Here is a 17,295-nt window from a genome sequence, read left to right on the forward strand (position 1 = left end):
ATAGCGACACTCGCTATGAGAGGCAAAAAAGAGCGGATAATTCCGCTCTTGGTATCTCTAATCTCGTTTCTGCTACTCAGCAACAAAGCTAATTGGGATCTCAGCCAATTGGTTGCCTTGGTTCGCTGGGTACACGATATATTCACCGTGGTACTTCACAGCAGACTTGTAGTCCGTCACTTTGTGAAGCATGAAACCCGCTTCCATCGCTGCTTGGATAAACTCAGCGTGGTTACCACGAACAAACCAGTTCATCGGCTTAACCATCAACTCACCGTCGAAAGAGTCATCACACTGCTTTCCACATAGCGCGAATGAGTGCTCACCATCGGTAAAGAACTGAATTTTGCCGCCCGTGGTTAACTCATCTTCACTCGATACGCTCCAACCCATCTCGTACATTTTGTCCATAAAGGCTTCAACGTCACTGTCTTTTAGTTCTTTAGGTTCTTCACCTTCAGGGAAGAACTGAGCGTAAAACGCTGAGATTCGCTTAAACGTAAAGGTTAAATCAGAGTTATTACCTTTTGAACGGCCCTGCTTTTGCCAGCGAACCAAATCAGGCACAACAACACGATCATACGCTTGTGCTTTGATTGCTTTAGTTACCCAGCGAACAAGGTATAGGTTGTTTGCGATAGGTGCGTCAATCGCTTTGCCTGACTTGTGTAGCGCATAAAGCTCACCAAGTGCGGTGTTCACAAGCTTCTGAATTTCAATATAGTATTTTGACATTATGCCTTCTTTCCAAATGTCCAATATAGTAATGCTGACAGTATTGCACATGCTGCCATCACCACAGCCATCGGGCCTGCAGTATCACTTGGTAGCATTGCGACAATTGCTCCAACCACAGAACCAGTACCAAATCTTAATGTGCCCGCGAGTGATGATGCCGTACCAGCCATATTCGGGTACCCACTGAGTAGCAGCGCCATTGAATTACTACCAATGGTAGACAATGTGCCGATAAACAGCATTACGAATGGCACAATGCCCCACAGGCCGATATCTAATGACCAGCCGACCAACAAACCTAAACCAGCGAACAACTGAATGGTTAAACCCACTCGCAGCATCGCATGAGAGCCGACTTTCTTCACGATTCGGCCATTAATGCTCGTCATCAAGATCATCGCAACGATGTTCAAGCCAAACAGGTAACCAAATAAGTCTGGACGCACACCGTAGATGTCGATGTAAACAAACGAACCAGCGGTTAAGAATGCGAACATTCCCGAGAAAGAAAATGCGCCCGAGAAAATTAGGCCCATTGCCGTTGGGTTCTTACATAAACGAGCGTAGTTACGAATCGTCGTTTTGAAACGCAATGGCTGTCGATTTTCTACCGGTAGCGTCTCAGGAATCTTCATCGATACCGCTAGAATGACGATCACTGCAAAGATAGCCAGTACCCAGAAAATTGAGCGCCAACCAAACCACAGTGCCAAGTAACCACCAATCATTGGTGCGATAAGTGGCGCAACCGTCATAACCAAGGTTACGAAAGACATGGTTCTCGCAAAATCTTCTCGATCAAACATGTCACGTACAACCGCTTGGATAATTACAGCTGCCGCTGCGCCTGCAAAACCTTGTGCAGTACGAACGTAAGTCAGCGCTTCAATGCCGTGGGTTGTGGCACTCACCACAGAAGCAATCGCAAACAATAACACACCAATCAAGAGTACTGGCTTACGTCCATAGCTATCAGCTAATGGGCCATGCAGCAGCTGACCCAACGCAAAACCTGCGGTATAAGCCGTTAGCGTGATCTGAACTTCGCCCGCCGTTACACCAAGATCTTTTGCAATGGTCGGCATTGCAGGCAAGTACATATCGATCGCGAGCGGCGTTAGCGCACCAATCGCACCTAAGATCAAGAATAGTACTAAGCCTAATTGAGGAGTTTCTGGTTGAGAGCTTGGACTCTGTGGGGTAGATGTCTGCATGGTTCTCCGAATGTTTAACTGATAAAGCTAGGACCGGCGTGAGCACGCCAGTCAAAAGATTGGCTGAGACTTTCCTAGTACCAGTCAACATCATCAGCCGACTCTATCCTTGGTCGGCTTTGCAACGAGAGCGCTATAAATTAATAGCTAAGGGTTACTTCCAGATAGAATCCACTTCTTCTTGCGTTAGGTAACGGTACTCACCCAGCTCAAGAGATTCGTCCATCTCGATTTCACCAATGCGTTCACGGTGTAGTGCTTCTACCTTGTTACCAAGAGCAGCAAACATGCGTTTAACTTGATGATATTTGCCTTCGTGAATCGTTAATAGCACTTCACGCTCTGCACGCACTTCAAGGTGCGCAGGAAGTGTTAGGCCATCTTCGCTCCTAAGCTGGATGCCCTCTTTGAATTTTTCAACGTAGTCTGGTTCTACTGGATCAACCAACCACACACGGTACATCTTTTCACACTTGTGTTTTGGTGCGGTAATACGGTGAGACCATTTACCGTCATCAGTGATCAGTACTAAGCCTGTAGTATCAACGTCTAGACGACCTGCAAAGTGCAGCTTGTCCATTTTGATTTCATCAAGCAATTCAAATGCGGTGCGATTTGAGCCATCTTCATGCGAACAAACAAAGCCTTCTGGCTTATACAACATAATGTAACGTGGACCTTGAACACGAAGTTCATTGCCTTGCCATTCCACAACACACTCTTCAGTTAATTTAACTGAACCGCTTTTTTGCATGACATCATTTACTGTCACAGTCTTTGTTTTTAATAATTGTGTTGCTTCTTTTCGAGTAATGCCTAGTGCATCGCACAGAAATTTATCTAAACGCATGAATACCTCAACTAATCTAAGTCGGGTATTATAGTCACCTTTGCTCGATTAGTTGAGCTATTTCACACTATTTGTTCTCCATTTTACAAGACGCGATATGTATACACTCCGCCCATACCAAGCAGACTCAGTAAAATCAGTCATTCATTACTTCAGAAAACACCAAACACCGGCTGTTCTCGTGCTACCGACAGGGGCTGGAAAAAGTTTGGTCATCGCTGAGCTGGCAAGGCTTGCGAAAGGTCGCGTATTGGTACTGGCTCACGTGAAAGAGCTTGTCGAGCAAAACCATGAAAAGTATGAAGGTTATGGGTTAAATGGCTCCATTTTCTCTGCAGGATTAGGCCGTAAGGAGACCGACCAACAAGTGGTATTTGCATCCGTTCAATCTGTGGTCCGCAACCTCGATTCATTCTCTAACCAATTTTCACTTTTGGTTATCGATGAATGCCACCGAGTACCCGACGAAAAGAACAGTAGCTATCAGAAAGTGATCACTCACTTGCGTGAAAACAACTCGGGTATCAAGGTGCTTGGCTTAACGGCAACCCCTTATCGCTTAGGGATGGGTTGGATTTACCAATACCACACTCGCGGACAAGTGCGTTCAGAAGAACCAAGATTCTTCAGAGATTGTATTTTCGAGTTACCGATTCGTTACCTACTCGACGAAGGCTTTTTAACACCAGCTCGCATGATAGATGCGCCGGTATTGAGTTATGACTTCTCACAGTTAAAACCTGCGAGCACAGGTCGATACAAAGAAGCCGAGCTGGATATGGTGATCGAACAATCAAAAAGAGCCACACCACAGATTGTCGATCAAATTATTCACCTCGCCCAAGACAAACTGGGCATCATGGTCTTTGCAGCAACCGTAAGGCACGCTCAAGAGATCCTAGGCTTACTACCCGAAGGGGAAGCTGCGATTGTCATCGGTGATACACCGACATTAGAGCGTGACCAAATCATCAATGATTTCAAAGAACACAAAATCAAATTCTTGGTCAACGTGTCGGTATTAACCACCGGATTTGACGCCCCTCATGTTGATTTAATTGCGATTCTTCGCCCAACTGAATCCATCAGCTTATACCAACAAATCGTAGGACGTGGCTTACGTTTATCTCCGGGAAAAAAAGAGTGTTTGGTGCTCGATTATGCGGGTAACAGCTATGACCTTTACCAACCAGAAGTCGGCGACCCTAAGCCAGATTCAGATAGTGAAATCATCACTATTCCCTGCCCAGCTTGTGGCTTCAATAACAATTTCTGGGGCAAGCTAGACAGCAATGGCTTCTTGCTTGAACACTTTGGCCGTAAATGCCAAGGATACTTCACGGATGAAGACACCGGTGAACGTGAGCATTGTAACTATCGCTTCCGCGCCAAATACTGTGGAGAGTGCGGCGCCGACAACGACATTGCAGCACGCATTTGTCATGAATGTGACGCTACCTTGGTAGACCCAGACAAAAAGCTCAAAGAGGCACTCAATCTAAAAGATGCTTTGGTGTTTGAATGTTTAGAGATGGACCTTAATGTTCTGAAGGACGACAAAGGAAAGTCGCAACTTAAGGTCACCTACCGTGGTGAAAACCAAGCGCAAGTCCATGAATTTTGGTCATTGACCACCAAGAAGCAAAAGCAGAACTTTAAAGATCAGTTCGTTCGCCCTCATCTTGCAGATAGACACAGACCTTTCGAGGAAGCGTCACCGTCGAAAGTGGTTGCTCACCAACATAGATTTCGCCCACCACAATTTGTGATTGCACGTAAAGTTGGTCGCTTTTGGAAAATGAGAGACAAGATATTCGAAGACGAACTTCAACAACGTTAATGATTACCGTCTTAACACTTGATGGTTAGTCTCCATGATGTGTTGGCGATTTAATCGTCAAATTTTTAGGTATCAATTTCTCATTATTAATCAGGTTCACTTTCTGTTCAGAATTACTTTTTTATACTGAACGCTATCAACCTTCTCTAGGATTCGCTATGTTTAGTAAAGCTATGATTTCTTTGTTTTCTATAAGCTTAGGCTTATTTGTTTCTTCTGGCGCATGGGCTGACTCGCATCACAATGGTCACGAATTAGTGCAGGACGTTCATAAACCAGGAACCCGCATTGAATTTGAAGAAGACCAAGACGAAGTCTATGAAGCGGTTCGGGAGGGTTATATTCGCCCTTTCTCTGAGATGTATGCAGCAGTAGAAAACGACCTTCATGGCCGAATCATTAAAGTCGAACTAGAAGAAGATGATGATATTTGGGTGTATGAGTTAAAAATTAACTACCAAAACAACATCATTAAAGTTGAATACAACGCCGAAACGTTAGAAATGCTAAAGATTGAAGGCCGCAACTTTAAAAACGCTATTAAGCACGGCGATTAATTTAGCGCGACGACATAGTTGAGCAAGGCAAATAGTTAAACACGGCAAATAGTTAAGCACAGCGAACAGTCATTCCAAAAAATTAAGAAGAACAATTATGAAAATTTTAGTCGTTGAAGACGAACCTCGTTTGGGCCAACAGATTATTGAAACACTTGAGGGAGCCGACTGGGTTCCAGAGCTGTCTCAAGATGGTATCGACGCGCTTTATCGCGCGACATCAGAACAGTGGGATGCGATTGTTCTCGACCTAGGTCTACCTAAGCTTGATGGCCTAACCGTTTTAAAAGGCATTCGAGACGAAAACATCAACACGCCAGTGATTATCTTAAGTGCTCGTGACACCCTAACCCAACGTGTTGAAGGCTTAAACGCAGGCGCTGACGATTATCTAACTAAGCCATTCGAAATGGTTGAACTGATTGCCCGTATTCGCGCACAACTTCGCCGAGCGTCAGGCAGTGCAGCACCTGTTCTTCAAATTGGTGATTTAAGCTTGGACACTCGCAGTTCAAAAGTGTTGTGGCAGGGCCAAGCAGTCAGCCTAACGGCACTAGAATATAAGGTTGTCGCGTACTTCATGCACAACCAAAAAAAGGTTATTTCGCGTACCGAGTTGGTTGAGCACATCTACAAACAAGACTTCGACCGCGACTCGAACACGGTTGAGGTATTTATTGGTCGTATTCGTAAGAAAATCGCACCAAAGATCATCAAAACCGTGCGTGGCCTTGGCTATCAACTGAATGCTGAATAGGTCTCTATTTAATTAGAACAACAAGCGTCAATTAAACTAAGAGAAATCAAGCACACTCACCCACTAAGTGGACAGCCTGTACTGATCATTGAAGTACAACTCAATAACGATGGGCAAAGGCAGGCTGGAAATGCATGAATCTAAAGAAAAAAACACTTAAAAACATCAGTTTAAAAAGCCGCTTGCTTCTCGCTGCGGCTTTTTGGCTAGGTGCGATGATATTAGCGGCCGGTGTGGGTATACCAAAACTGGTTAACGATTACCTTGTCGACGACGTGAAGCAGCAACTTGCCCTAACCATGGACGAGCTCACCGCGAATATTGAAACCAATGACAATGGCAGCCTGATCATGGCAGAACGCCTTTCTGACCCGAGGTTTAACCAACCTTACAGCGGTATTTATTGGCGTGCTTCTACTCAAGATCAAATCATTCGTTCTCGCTCCTTATGGGACAAAGACCTCACCATCAAGCGTTCTCCTATTCACACTTCCGTTAATGGACCTGATAAAGAGAAGCTGATTTACATTGAGCAAGATATCTACCTGCCTTCACTGAGCGACCCAATTACGATCACCATTGGTATTGACGAAGGCCCACTCGAGTCGACGCTAGCGGAGTTAACGGGTCAGGTATGGCTGATCCTAATGCTGTTGTTTGTCGGCGTACTCATGTTGATTGGTATTCAAGTTAGCTGGTCTCTATTACCGCTGAGTAAGATGCAACGTGAACTAGTGATGCTGAGAAAAGGTGAGCAACAAGGGCTAAGCGATAACTACCCGAAAGAGGTCTCGCCACTCGTATCTGACCTTAATGCCCTACTCTTTCACTACCAAGAGTTACTAGAGCGTGCTCGTAACCACGCAGGTAACCTATCTCATGCTTTAAAGACGCCGTTGTCGGTGATGAAAAATGAAATTGAGATGCTACCTGACAACGAGAAGAAACTATTACAACAACCGATTCAACAGATCCAAAGCCAGATCGACTATCACCTCGGTCGCGCTCGTATGGCGGGTGCAATGAACATCCTTTCGGTGAAGTCGTCGCCTTGTGAGCGTGTTGAAGCGATTTCGATGGCGTTTGATAAAGTTTATGCTGCCAATGAAGTCACAATGATCAATGAGCTGGATTCTGAACTTGAGGTTGCTGTAGAAAAAACCGACCTTGATGAGATGGTCGGAAACCTACTCGAAAATAGTTATAAGTGGGCGGGCAGTATTATTCGCGTTCACGCTAATGAACTGACCGATGGCAATGTCGAGTTGATTATTGAAGACGACGGACAAGGTATTCCTGAAGAAAAGCTCGAACAGGTGACCAAACGAGGCGTAAGGCTCGATGAAACGACTCCTGGTACCGGTCTAGGCCTGAATATTGTGAATGAAATGGCACACAGTTACCGCGGGAACTTAACGCTAAGCAAAAGCTCAATGGGCGGCTTGAAAGCCTCTCTTGCTCTAAAGGTATCTCAGGCCTCTTAAACGACTCAATTCGAACAACCGCCATACCTTGAATAAAAATAAGGAGTTTACGCATCACGCATAAACTCCTTTTTGATCCTGTATCGTTTTTATTCTGCAAGTTTAAGCCATCGAATGTAAACCAACGACATTGCCTTCGGTATCACTGAGCACACTGATGAAACTGTGTTATCCATTAAGAACGCGGACTGTCCAATCGCCATTTTAGGTACTTGTAATACACCACCATTCGCCACCGCCAAGCTTGCTTCTGTCGCACAATCATCACAAGAGAAATACACCATAGTTCTGTTTCCGCTTTTACGTCAGGCATCGAGCACAAAGCCCCTGTCCCTCCGTATTTTTACACCTCGCTAGGGAACACCCACATTTCAATATCGATGCCCGCCTCATTATCTAACTTCTCTAGCGTGACTTTAAATACGGCCTCATAAAAAGATTTTTCTCTCACCATATCGTCGACGTAGATTTCAAACCAACCGAATTCATTTACTTACTTTATCCTTAGCTTTCACCCTTGTTCCCCATAAATTAGAGTAGACAAAGTTGACACTATTAGAACGATAGAAACGACCAAAAGAGGCTCGGTTTTAAAAAGCAGAAATAACAGAACCTTGTTTGATTGATCTTCAAACAAGGTTCGTATTGTTCGGGGGACTAAAATAGAGAAGATCTTGAGGCCATGCTTTATATATCATTCACCGCAACATCTAAGGTTTGTGAACCATCACTGTATGTCGTTGATCCAATAACCAAGATATTTCCGTCTGTGTAGTAGTCATGTTGATCATTAATTACCTGTGCATTCGCTAGAGGTAAATTGACCAGTTCCATATTCGGGTAAGTGGATTTAATTTGCTGCGCCAACCGATCGCGCTCTTCATCAACATTCGGATCTATTTTATGGAGTATGGTGACAATGCCAGAATACGGTGTCACTTTTAAACCGTCATCGTAGCTGATTGCCCCTAACCACTGTGTTTGATTACTGTTTCTGTTTAACCCCGCATTCCACCAGCGAATATGGCTTCTCTTCATCAGGTTTCCAGGCAATTGGAAGGCCATATCTTGTGGTTGGTTTCGCCAATACAAATCAGATACAGGCGGTGTCTTATCTTTAAGAAGGGCAAGGTAATTCGACCACTCAATATCATTTCGAGAGAACGTTTGATTTTCTATCCAGCCCATCTGTTTCATGAGTTCACGAGGCGACTCTCCGACATAAACAACATTGATCGCTTGAGCATCATAGATTGGAGAAAGCCCAGGAAACGCTTTGTAAGTCACTTGGTGTAAATCAACAGAGTTCATCGATGCCGATGTTTGTTGATTTTGAAAGTCGTCGGCTTTCCAGAAGAAGTGCGCATAATTTGCGTAACACAGCCAAACCACTAAAAACGCGCTGGTTTTCAAGGTTAGCTTACGCCATTTAAGTTTGTTACCCACAACAACAAAAATGGTCATAGCAACTAAACCAATCAGCAAGCTTTGGTGCTCGCTTAGGAAAACCTTAACCGCTCCCAATAAAGGAAACTGTTCGACACCATGTGCCAACAACATACCCCAAGCAATAAATTGACCACCGCCAAGCAATAAACCTATCGAAGACAACAGCGTAAAACTGTGCCACTTAACGCGATGAGAACCTGCGATAACAGGAACAACCCAAGCAATGGGCCCCAAAAGGCGTGCCGCGACTATGATGTACGCGCCCTTCTTCGCAATGAGATAACGACACCGAGCGATCACCCTTTTGGTTTTTGGTCGAAATTTATTAAGCTTCTTTTGGGCAGTTCTGCCCCACTTTAAGCCAATGAAATAACTCAGTTGATCCCCAACGACACCACCTAACATTACAAATACCAACGCCATCCATGCACCTGAATACAGTTGAAAGCCCGCAGCGATAAAAAAGGGCTCTCCCGGTACAAATAGGTTTGGGCCAATGAGAGCATCACCCAATGCTCCCAAAAACAGCCCTAGTCCATCAAACATAACAACCCCAATGCTTACTGTTCTTTGTAGTGACCAAACTTGTAGTTCATTTCGTTGTTACGCATTTCTCCTATAAAGAAGCGTCTTATATTGGCTTTAAGGTAAGTTGATCCCGTCTTCACAACACCATCTTGGTCTAATCGGCGAGGGTCAAAACCGAAAGTCATATTTAGGAACCTAAATCGCCATGTTTTGCTCGCACGTTTTACGTAATCACAGTCCTCACACAGAACGATCGCCTCATCGAAGCCGCCGATCTCTTCATGCGCTCGTTTGGTTGAGAAAATACACGCGCCAATCGCTGTTGGAAAAAAGAACTGAGTCACAAATAAGCCCGCATTAAACAGCCCATAACCGAATTTATGAACTAATGGCAGCCCTTTTGAACTCATATATGCGCCAGCAACTTCAAGCTTATTCTCTTCTAGCTCATACAGCGCTTTAGCAAGGAAGTTACGAGGCAGGCTAACGTCGGCATCCAAGAAAAGGAGTCTGTTGTACTGCGCCAAAGCAGCACCGGTGTTTCGGCCAAGGCTAACACCGCGTTCTCGCATATGGTGGACATTCAATTTCGGCAACGCACTTTCATAGGCCTGTGCGACTTCTCGGGTGTTATCTTCACTGTTTGAGTCGACAACGATCACTTCGAACTCTTGATGGGTTTGCACGCTCAACTCTTCCATTAAGCGACTAATGCGTTTCTCTTCGTTTAGCGTAATAACGACAATACTGACCGGTTCCATGTTTTCACCTATTCACTCTGCTGATTAATTAACACTAAAGTTACCTAACCAAGCATTAACCAAGCCTTAGGCGAACATTCATTTTCCGTTCATTAACTTGATGATTTCGCGACGATATAAACAGGGCAAAAGAGCAAGACAGAAGAGCAAAGAAAGCGATAAAATAGGGGTAGAGAGCGTTTTATCTACAAACGAGCCAAATATCGAAGGAAATTCACTTTGTGATAGGCTTCTTACTTGCTCATATTCAAATGTGATGTTAGTATCCGCGCTCGCTTAAGCATGAACTCGTTCTGCCTAAGCATTACCACATACTCAAGGTCGCATTGAGATGTGAAGTTAATTTTTACTAATTTGAGAGTAAAACTATGAAATTTGAAGCAGTAGTACGTACTGAACTAGGTAAAGGTGCGAGCCGCCGCCTACGTCACGCTGGTAAATTCCCAGCTGTAATCTACGGTGGTGAAGCAGCAGCTGTATCTATCGAACTTAATCACGACGAAGTGATCAACCAAATGGACAAGCCTGAGTTCTACGAAGCAATCACTCTACTGATTGACGGCGCAGAAGTTAAGGTTAAGCCACAAGACGTTCAACGTCACGCGTTCAAGCCAAAAGTTGAGCACATGGACTTCATCCGCATCTAATTCCCTACCAAGGAATAAGATTGGATTAATCCAGCCTTCTGCATAGAAAAGATAATCGACCTTACCAATCGAGAAGTCTAAAAATTCGAAACCCCGATGCTACCAACATCGGGGTTTCACCGTTTTTGAGCCCTCAAAAACATCGTAAATCTCGCGCAATACACTGAAAAGAATCAACTTCCCCTTCCCCACTTTATTACAGCTTTGTTTGGTTTGGTTTGTAGTTTATACAAAACAGAAACTATCGGTAGAAAATGGGGGGAAATACAATAGGTAGAGATCAGAAAAATCCCCAAGCGGTGACTTAGGGATTTGTGTATGAGAGGCTGCCTCGAAGACAACCTCTGTTATAGTTGAACCTTTTATCTATAAAGTGTGGCAACGGAAGGACGACATAAAAATACGTGTCTATCTATTACCTTCACTTAAGTTGACAAGGAAATCAAAATTAATTGTTTACATAAGGTAAACGGTCAAGCAATTCGTAATACTTACCTGCAACGCTCGCAATATCCCCAACTTGGTAGGCTTTGATCATATTAAGATCTTTAACCCATAGGTCTTTGTCTGCATCTGAAGCCGCAACATAACCCGCATGTAAATTATCCACCGCTGACATCATTGAAACACCGTAACCAAAACGAATCAGAATCATCGCATCAGAGTATGCGGCATAAGCTTTTGATGCAGTGTGGACCTCACCGCCATTGTATTGAACAGTATCAGCTGAAGCATCGTAAACAACGCCAGCACCTGCCTCAATAAAATTCTTGAATGACAATGCAGGGTCAAAGATATTTGCTTGTAAATCGTTATCGATTTGCAGTTTCATCGCATTCACCATCGGGGCATCATGCAGCAAAACGGCATCATGGTATGCTGGGGTGATATCGGTTCTGAAACTTCCCCACGCCTCTTCAATATCCGTCACAATGTTGGCTAGATCTACTGAATCATAGTTATCTAAGTAAAGTGTCAGCGCGTAGCCTTTTGAGTTGATTAACTGGGTCGCAGCCTCATAAGCCAATTTATTTGACTTAGTCGCCACGTACTTTTTGCCATCAATCACAAACTCAACTTTCTTTCCGGCAACCAAGCCATAACGGTCTTGCTGTTTAGTAAACGCATCCAGCTGAGCCCTACCTAAAGATTTCACCGTGTAGTCGTACGACTGCATTTCATCGACACCCATGTTCAAAATCAAATCACCAATACGTTGACGGTCTCGACCTGAGATTCCAAAGAATCGCTCAATACCTCGAGGCATTGGAGCCAATGATTCCATCTTCTCCGTAATGTGCAGGTTTACCTCAACGCCATTTAGGTTGTTGTAGGCTTTACCCTCAGCATCAACCAACTCTACTGGTGTATTTAAGCCTTCTTTTGAGAGCATGTTTGAGATGATGTCTTCGTATTGCTCTTGCACTCCAGGAATATCTAAAAGCGATGCAAAGCTCACTTCGTCGGTATAACGATTTGAGTAACGACGCGCCAAGAAATAGCTTGCTAACGCTTTGTCTGGCCAGCTACCTAGTACAGATACTGCATTTGACCAAGGGTAATCAGGATCAAAGCTACCTATCGAATTCAAGAAACGACCATCCTTCGTCTCTGCAACAGCGGTATAACCACTCTCTGCATCTTCGATAAATTTAGCCGCATGCTCATCAAAGCAGTTCGCATCAATCAAATCGTAGTTTGCAGGTAACAAGTGAGAGTTGTTGTTAAGAAGTTGACCAAATGAGATTACCTTTTGAATACCATCGTCATTTTCTATCACACATTGATGCTCTGGGGTCGCCAACACATCCAAGAAGTATGCCGCTGCGTGCTTTGCGCCATCTGCATAGTCACAGAACCAGTAGTTTGCTTCTGCACCTGGTGTTGTACAGTAATTCTCATTAGACGCTAATCGCAATAAGAAATCTCCTGGCTTATCCGTAGAAGACGTGTAGCCGAGGTTATTGTATAGATCATCAATACGTTCTAGATCTTCCATCTTGTCACGGATTGACGTCATCTCACGATAACGGCGAACAATGTAGCCAGGATAATCCGAAGAAAACAAACCGTTGGTACTGTATTCTGCAAGGTTACGACGATCATAGCTGTCTAAGTAGCTCTGCCACTCATATGCAACGATCTCGTTAAGGCTTGTACCTTCATCAAAACGGTTACAATTACTGTTAAGAGAAACGTTACCATCGGTACAGAAATCGTAACTCTTACGTTCAATGTTATGAACATTATCTAGATAGTAAAGTACGCCATATCGAGTTTTGGCATAATCTTCAGGATCATCACTTAACGCAGCAACATCAAAACGGCTAAAGTCACAGTTGTAAAGAGACTTACCAGCTTGATCGCCCGATAACGTCATGATTTCGTTACATACCATCAGTGAGTCGTTATCCACATTGTTGCCAAAACGGTGGGCAAAACTTTGCTGATACGCCTCTAGGTCAGTAAGGTATTGTTGATAAGCGACTTTCTCTTCGTCAGTCCCCTGATCACCTGGGTTTGTCACCTTTGTTGGCATTGCAGATGAAGAGTCTTGAATGGTCTCTACTTTACGTCCATAGCCAAACTTGAACGCTGCAATATCATATAGACCCCATGTTGGCGTTTCATCCAGCATACTTGGCGCATAGTCCATGGTTGAGCTATAAGCTGGAATGTTACTCAACCCAAGAGCATGAGCCTGTTCCAAGGTGTAATAATTGTCCTTATCGTTCGAACCTTTAAAATTATGACGCAGACCAACGTTATGACCCAATTCATGAACCAGTGTATTGCTATAAGTTGCAACGGTTATCGCATCAGCCACTTTTTGTTGAAGATCTTTTGGTAAGTACTTCCAGCGTTTCAGCTCGCGGGACGTATCTCCGCCATTGTCATCTACGTTAATGTTGAAGTAACGCTCATCATCGAACTTAAGGTTATCGAGCATCGCTTTGCTGGTTGAGGAGGCCCATGACGCTTCAATAGGGTATGCATTGTTTTCAGACCAGAATGCCAGACGATTCTCTTCCGCCGCTACGACATCTCCAAAGTCCATATCGTCGCTAAAGTTCTGAGTTAGAATAGTCGGTGCTTGCGAAGGTTTTTTATCCCCCATCAGCTCTTCTTCGGTCAAGGCTGGCGCTACATCATCCACTTGTGACAACTTGGAGATCGCTGCCATCGTCGAAAGCTGTTGAATACGACTTTCTACTTCGGCAACGGCAGGAGCCGCGTCTGCAGTCGGTAATACTGGTAAACCATTCAATGACAACTGATTTCGGTTATAAAAGCGCGCTAGGTTATCCCAATAATAAGGCACTCCAGTTCTTGCCACGCCCGCATATTGGTTAACATGCGCTTTAATGATCTCACCCGTCATCGGGTTCGCTACCGAAGGACCATAACCCAGAAGACCATTAGCTAGGGGTTCATCAACCAAGTTAATGATGTTATAGCGTAGATCACCAGGGTGAATACCTGCTGGCGACGTTGAGTTCACGATTTCGATAGCAGGTTTGCCGGCATCATTCCCAAACAAAGACAACGCTTTGTTCATTTTATCGATGGTTTGAATCGTCGAATCTAAGAAAAGCTTGTTTTTATCTTCGAAGAAGTTATCCGTTAGGTAGTATTTGATGGTGCCGTTGTCTGGATTAAATCGGTTCAGATAAACAACATCACGATCATACTTGTTGGTGATCGGGTTGAGCTTTTTGGTCTGTGTGGTGAAGAAACCAATGTCATTTTCATCGCCAACTGGGTACATCACAGGTTGATAGTTGTCCGAAGCAACCACGCTTTCATGAACCAATGAGTAATAGAAACGAGCCTTGAAAGCACCGTCAACCAACGCTTCTTCTAAGCCAGATTTTGTTGAGAAGTTAATGTAAGCAGAAATGTTATCTAAATCGACTTGGAAAGTGCGTTCTAACTCGAAATTGAGAATACCATTCTCAGGATCAAAGTCCCAAGAAATCACTTTTGCAGTCCCTTGTTCAGTAATACCGTCCTTCAAACCGTACAGATCTTCGTAGTTAAACTCAGATACGATCAGCCCTTCTGGTTTCGGTGTGAAATGAGTCTTCTTACGATAGTCTAAGCTTTTATCTTCATTGATTTCTTCAGTATTAGTACAGTCACCATACGCATCTTCCATACAACGATATGCCGTGAAGTCACCTGGAATTTCTAACACTTGCGCGAAGTTAACAAGATCATCACTGCCAACAATATCTTGCTCTACACAATAGTTATTTTCGTCCCTTGGTAACGAAGACTCAGGGTAATTCTTATCAAAAGCACGAACTTCTAAACCAGTTTTGGTATAACAAAGCTCTACATAGCGTCCCATTCCCTGTAAGAATGGAAATTGGTTTAGTGCAAATCGTGGAGCAGCACCAGTCGTTGGGACATAAAACCAACGGCCATCTTTTAGATCTTGAACGGCCACTTCCTTAGAATCGCGTTCTTGAAGCTCGTATGACTGATCATCAGCGCCACACCCGGCCAAAATGGCCGTAATTGCAGCACTCAATGCAATTTTTTTTAAGTTCATATTGAATCCCTTTATTAAGTTTCTTTCCCTAGAATGAGAATGTTATATCTACTTTGTAAGAAGCTTTGTCTGAATCAAATAGATCGATATCACCCAGTGTGCCTCGCTCTGCATCTGCATATGCACCTGACGTTTCTGCACTGAGCGTAAATGACCAGTTATCGTTAAAGCCATACGCTCCGTAGATAGATCCACCATATTCGACTGAACTGCGTCTAGCCCCTTGATAACTTATGGTATTTCCGCCCAAGGCGTTAACTCCCAAAGTGAATTTTTCCCAGTTATAACTCGCACCGGTAAATAGAGAGTACGTCCATTCAGTCAGAGACTTGCCACCATAAGTTTTATATTGATGAAAATTCTTTCTCAGGCGAGGCGATATATTAAAATTCACCCCCCAATATTCGAAGCTGATTGGAACAGCTAACCTGAATGCGGTTTGTAATTTATCGTTACGAGACGCTTCAGAAGTAGGAATGGTAAACTGTCCGCTTGCTCCTATTTTTCCACTTTCACCAAACTCATATAACTTTGAATGACTTAATCCTATTGTAGAGTCAGTCGCATACGTTCCTACTGCATCATCTAGTGCTCGATATCCACCTGAAGATATATATGTCCCCATATTTTCAGAAAGTGTATATATCAGTTTTCCATTCCACGAAAAACTTCGTGAAGCACGATAGTCATCTTTATTGTATATATTTGTTGAATAGCCAGCGGTAATAGAGCCACCGATATTACAAGTTATACAATACGCATCACTTTCATTTTTTCCTGGCTGAGCTTTACCGTTATTACTATCAGCAATATTACCTTCTCCTGCACAAACAGATAAAGTAAACATACTGCCTAATAATATTGTAATCGGCTTTACCTTCCAATTTATTGTGTCCTGCATGATTATTAACTTCCGTGAATATTAAGTTCAGTTATTGAACTTCCTTAAATAATCCATCGAATTTTAAATAGACAAATACCTCAATATTTATCACTAAATATCGATAGACTTTTAGCAACAAAAATGTGCTGCCAAATTAACTTATAATTCAATTATAATTTTTGATTACATCATTAGCTAAATGATTGCATTGAAACTATTTACTTTATATTCCTCCTGAGTTTAAGGTGGGTTTTTGGTATTGCTGAAAGTAGTTTCTTTGTATATTCATTTTTTGGCTTGTTATATAACTCCGCAGTAGAGCTATATTCCACAATTTTCCCAAAATACATAACTGCAATGTCGTCAGAGATCTGTTTAACAACAGAAAGATCGTGGGAAATGAAAATAATGGCTAGATTCATCTCCTTCTGTAAGTTTAAGAGCAAATTAAGAATCTGCGCTTGAACCGATACATCTAGAGCTGACACAGACTCATCACAAATAAGTAATTTAGGTTTTAGAGCAATGGCACGAGCAATTCCAATACGTTGACGTTGTCCACCAGAGAACTCATGAGGATAACGGTCAACCGACTCTCTGGATAAACCCACCTTATCTAATAACTCCAATACCCACTGCTTACGCTCTTTATTGGTGCCGACATTGTGGATAATATAGGGTTCCTCTAAAATCATACCGATCGTATGTCTTTGATTAAGGGACTCCATCGGATCTTGAAACACAATCTGCATCTCTTTACGAAGTGCTCTCATCTCCCTAGTGTTCCAATGAGTAATGTTTTTTCCTTCAAAGAAAATTCGCCCAGATGTTGGTTCAAACAACTTTAATATTGTTCGTCCCAATGTGCTCTTTCCGCATCCTGATTCTCCAACCAGCCCCAAGGTTTGCCCTTGGTGCAGAGAAAAGGAAACGCCGTCAACGGCCTTAATCACATACCCTTTTGAGAACAACCTTTTTCCAGAGACAAAATGCTGAGTAAGATTTTCTATTCTTAATACTTCTGACATT

Annotated in this window: 14 protein-coding genes; 5 read left to right on the forward strand and 9 right to left on the reverse strand. The window is 43.4% G+C overall.

Annotated features, from left to right (window positions below; genetic code table 11):
* Window positions 1-72: 72 nt before the first annotated feature.
* From ACTRWI_RS02080 to rsuA, 3 genes are all read right to left on the reverse strand, one after another.
* Window positions 73-735, reverse strand: a complete 663-nt coding sequence (locus ACTRWI_RS02080) for a DUF2913 family protein (protein WP_499128946.1) — start codon at window positions 733-735, stop codon at window positions 73-75.
* A complete protein-coding gene (locus tag ACTRWI_RS02085; RefSeq protein ID WP_499128948.1) occupies window positions 735-1,952 on the reverse strand; it encodes a Bcr/CflA family multidrug efflux MFS transporter in 1,218 nt (405 codons plus the stop codon). The genes ACTRWI_RS02080 and ACTRWI_RS02085 overlap by 1 nt, the downstream gene beginning before the upstream one ends.
* A 154-nt stretch (window positions 1,953-2,106) precedes the next feature.
* Window positions 2,107-2,802, reverse strand: coding sequence for a 16S rRNA pseudouridine(516) synthase RsuA (gene rsuA / locus ACTRWI_RS02090; protein ID WP_499128949.1), 696 nt, complete (start codon window positions 2,800-2,802; stop codon window positions 2,107-2,109).
* A 97-nt stretch (window positions 2,803-2,899) separates the two neighbouring features.
* On the opposite strand from rsuA, the gene radD reads away from it, so the two are divergent.
* The 4 genes from radD to ACTRWI_RS02110 all read left to right on the forward strand — a co-directional run bounded on the left by radD (window position 2,900) and on the right by ACTRWI_RS02110 (window position 7,440).
* Window positions 2,900-4,642 carry a DNA repair helicase RadD gene (gene radD, locus ACTRWI_RS02095; protein WP_499128951.1) on the forward strand — a complete coding sequence of 581 codons (1,743 nt, stop codon included), beginning with the start codon at window positions 2,900-2,902 and terminating at the stop codon, window positions 4,640-4,642.
* Window positions 4,643-4,800: 158 nt separating this feature from the next.
* Window positions 4,801-5,199, forward strand: coding sequence for a PepSY domain-containing protein (locus ACTRWI_RS02100; RefSeq protein WP_499128953.1), 399 nt, complete (start codon window positions 4,801-4,803; stop codon window positions 5,197-5,199).
* A gap of 97 nt (window positions 5,200-5,296) precedes the next feature.
* A complete protein-coding gene (locus ACTRWI_RS02105; protein ID WP_499128954.1) occupies window positions 5,297-5,956 on the forward strand; it encodes a response regulator transcription factor in 660 nt (219 codons plus the stop codon).
* A 134-nt stretch (window positions 5,957-6,090) separates the two neighbouring features.
* Window positions 6,091-7,440, forward strand: a complete 1,350-nt coding sequence (locus ACTRWI_RS02110) for an ATP-binding protein (protein ID WP_499128956.1) — start codon at window positions 6,091-6,093, stop codon at window positions 7,438-7,440.
* An 89-nt stretch (window positions 7,441-7,529) separates the two neighbouring features.
* Here ACTRWI_RS02110 and ACTRWI_RS02115 read toward each other — a convergent pair whose 3' ends face one another.
* The 3 genes from ACTRWI_RS02115 to ACTRWI_RS02125 form a co-directional block, all read right to left on the reverse strand.
* Complete coding sequence (locus ACTRWI_RS02115; RefSeq protein ID WP_499128958.1) at window positions 7,530-7,724, reverse strand: hypothetical protein; 195 nt, start codon at window positions 7,722-7,724, stop codon at window positions 7,530-7,532.
* A gap of 403 nt (window positions 7,725-8,127) precedes the next feature.
* Window positions 8,128-9,435, reverse strand: coding sequence for an LssY C-terminal domain-containing protein (locus tag ACTRWI_RS02120; RefSeq protein ID WP_499128959.1), 1,308 nt, complete (start codon window positions 9,433-9,435; stop codon window positions 8,128-8,130).
* Window positions 9,436-9,449: 14 nt separating this feature from the next.
* Entirely contained in the window at window positions 9,450-10,178 is a 729-nt protein-coding gene (locus tag ACTRWI_RS02125; RefSeq protein ID WP_499128961.1) for a glycosyltransferase family 2 protein, read from the reverse strand.
* 368 nt (window positions 10,179-10,546) lie between these two features.
* Here ACTRWI_RS02125 and rplY point away from each other — a divergent pair, with 368 nt between their 5' ends.
* On the forward strand, window positions 10,547-10,825 hold the full coding sequence (rplY, locus tag ACTRWI_RS02130; protein WP_004741321.1) for a 50S ribosomal protein L25: 279 nt from the start codon (window positions 10,547-10,549) through the stop codon (window positions 10,823-10,825).
* Window positions 10,826-11,273: 448 nt separating this feature from the next.
* Here the strand turns inward: rplY and ACTRWI_RS02135 are convergent, their stop codons facing one another.
* The 3 genes from ACTRWI_RS02135 to ACTRWI_RS02145 form a co-directional block, all read right to left on the reverse strand.
* Window positions 11,274-15,383, reverse strand: a complete 4,110-nt coding sequence (locus ACTRWI_RS02135) for a zinc-dependent metalloprotease (protein WP_499128962.1) — start codon at window positions 15,381-15,383, stop codon at window positions 11,274-11,276.
* Between the two features lie 28 nt (window positions 15,384-15,411).
* A complete protein-coding gene (locus tag ACTRWI_RS02140) occupies window positions 15,412-16,284 on the reverse strand; it encodes a hypothetical protein (RefSeq protein WP_499128964.1) in 873 nt (290 codons plus the stop codon).
* Window positions 16,285-16,484: 200 nt separating this feature from the next.
* Window positions 16,485-17,294, reverse strand: coding sequence for an ABC transporter ATP-binding protein (locus ACTRWI_RS02145; protein ID WP_499128966.1), 810 nt, complete (start codon window positions 17,292-17,294; stop codon window positions 16,485-16,487).
* Between the last annotated feature and the right edge of the window lies 1 nt (window position 17,295).

The organism is Pseudoalteromonas sp. G5_S1_14_S5 (genome assembly GCF_054968605.1).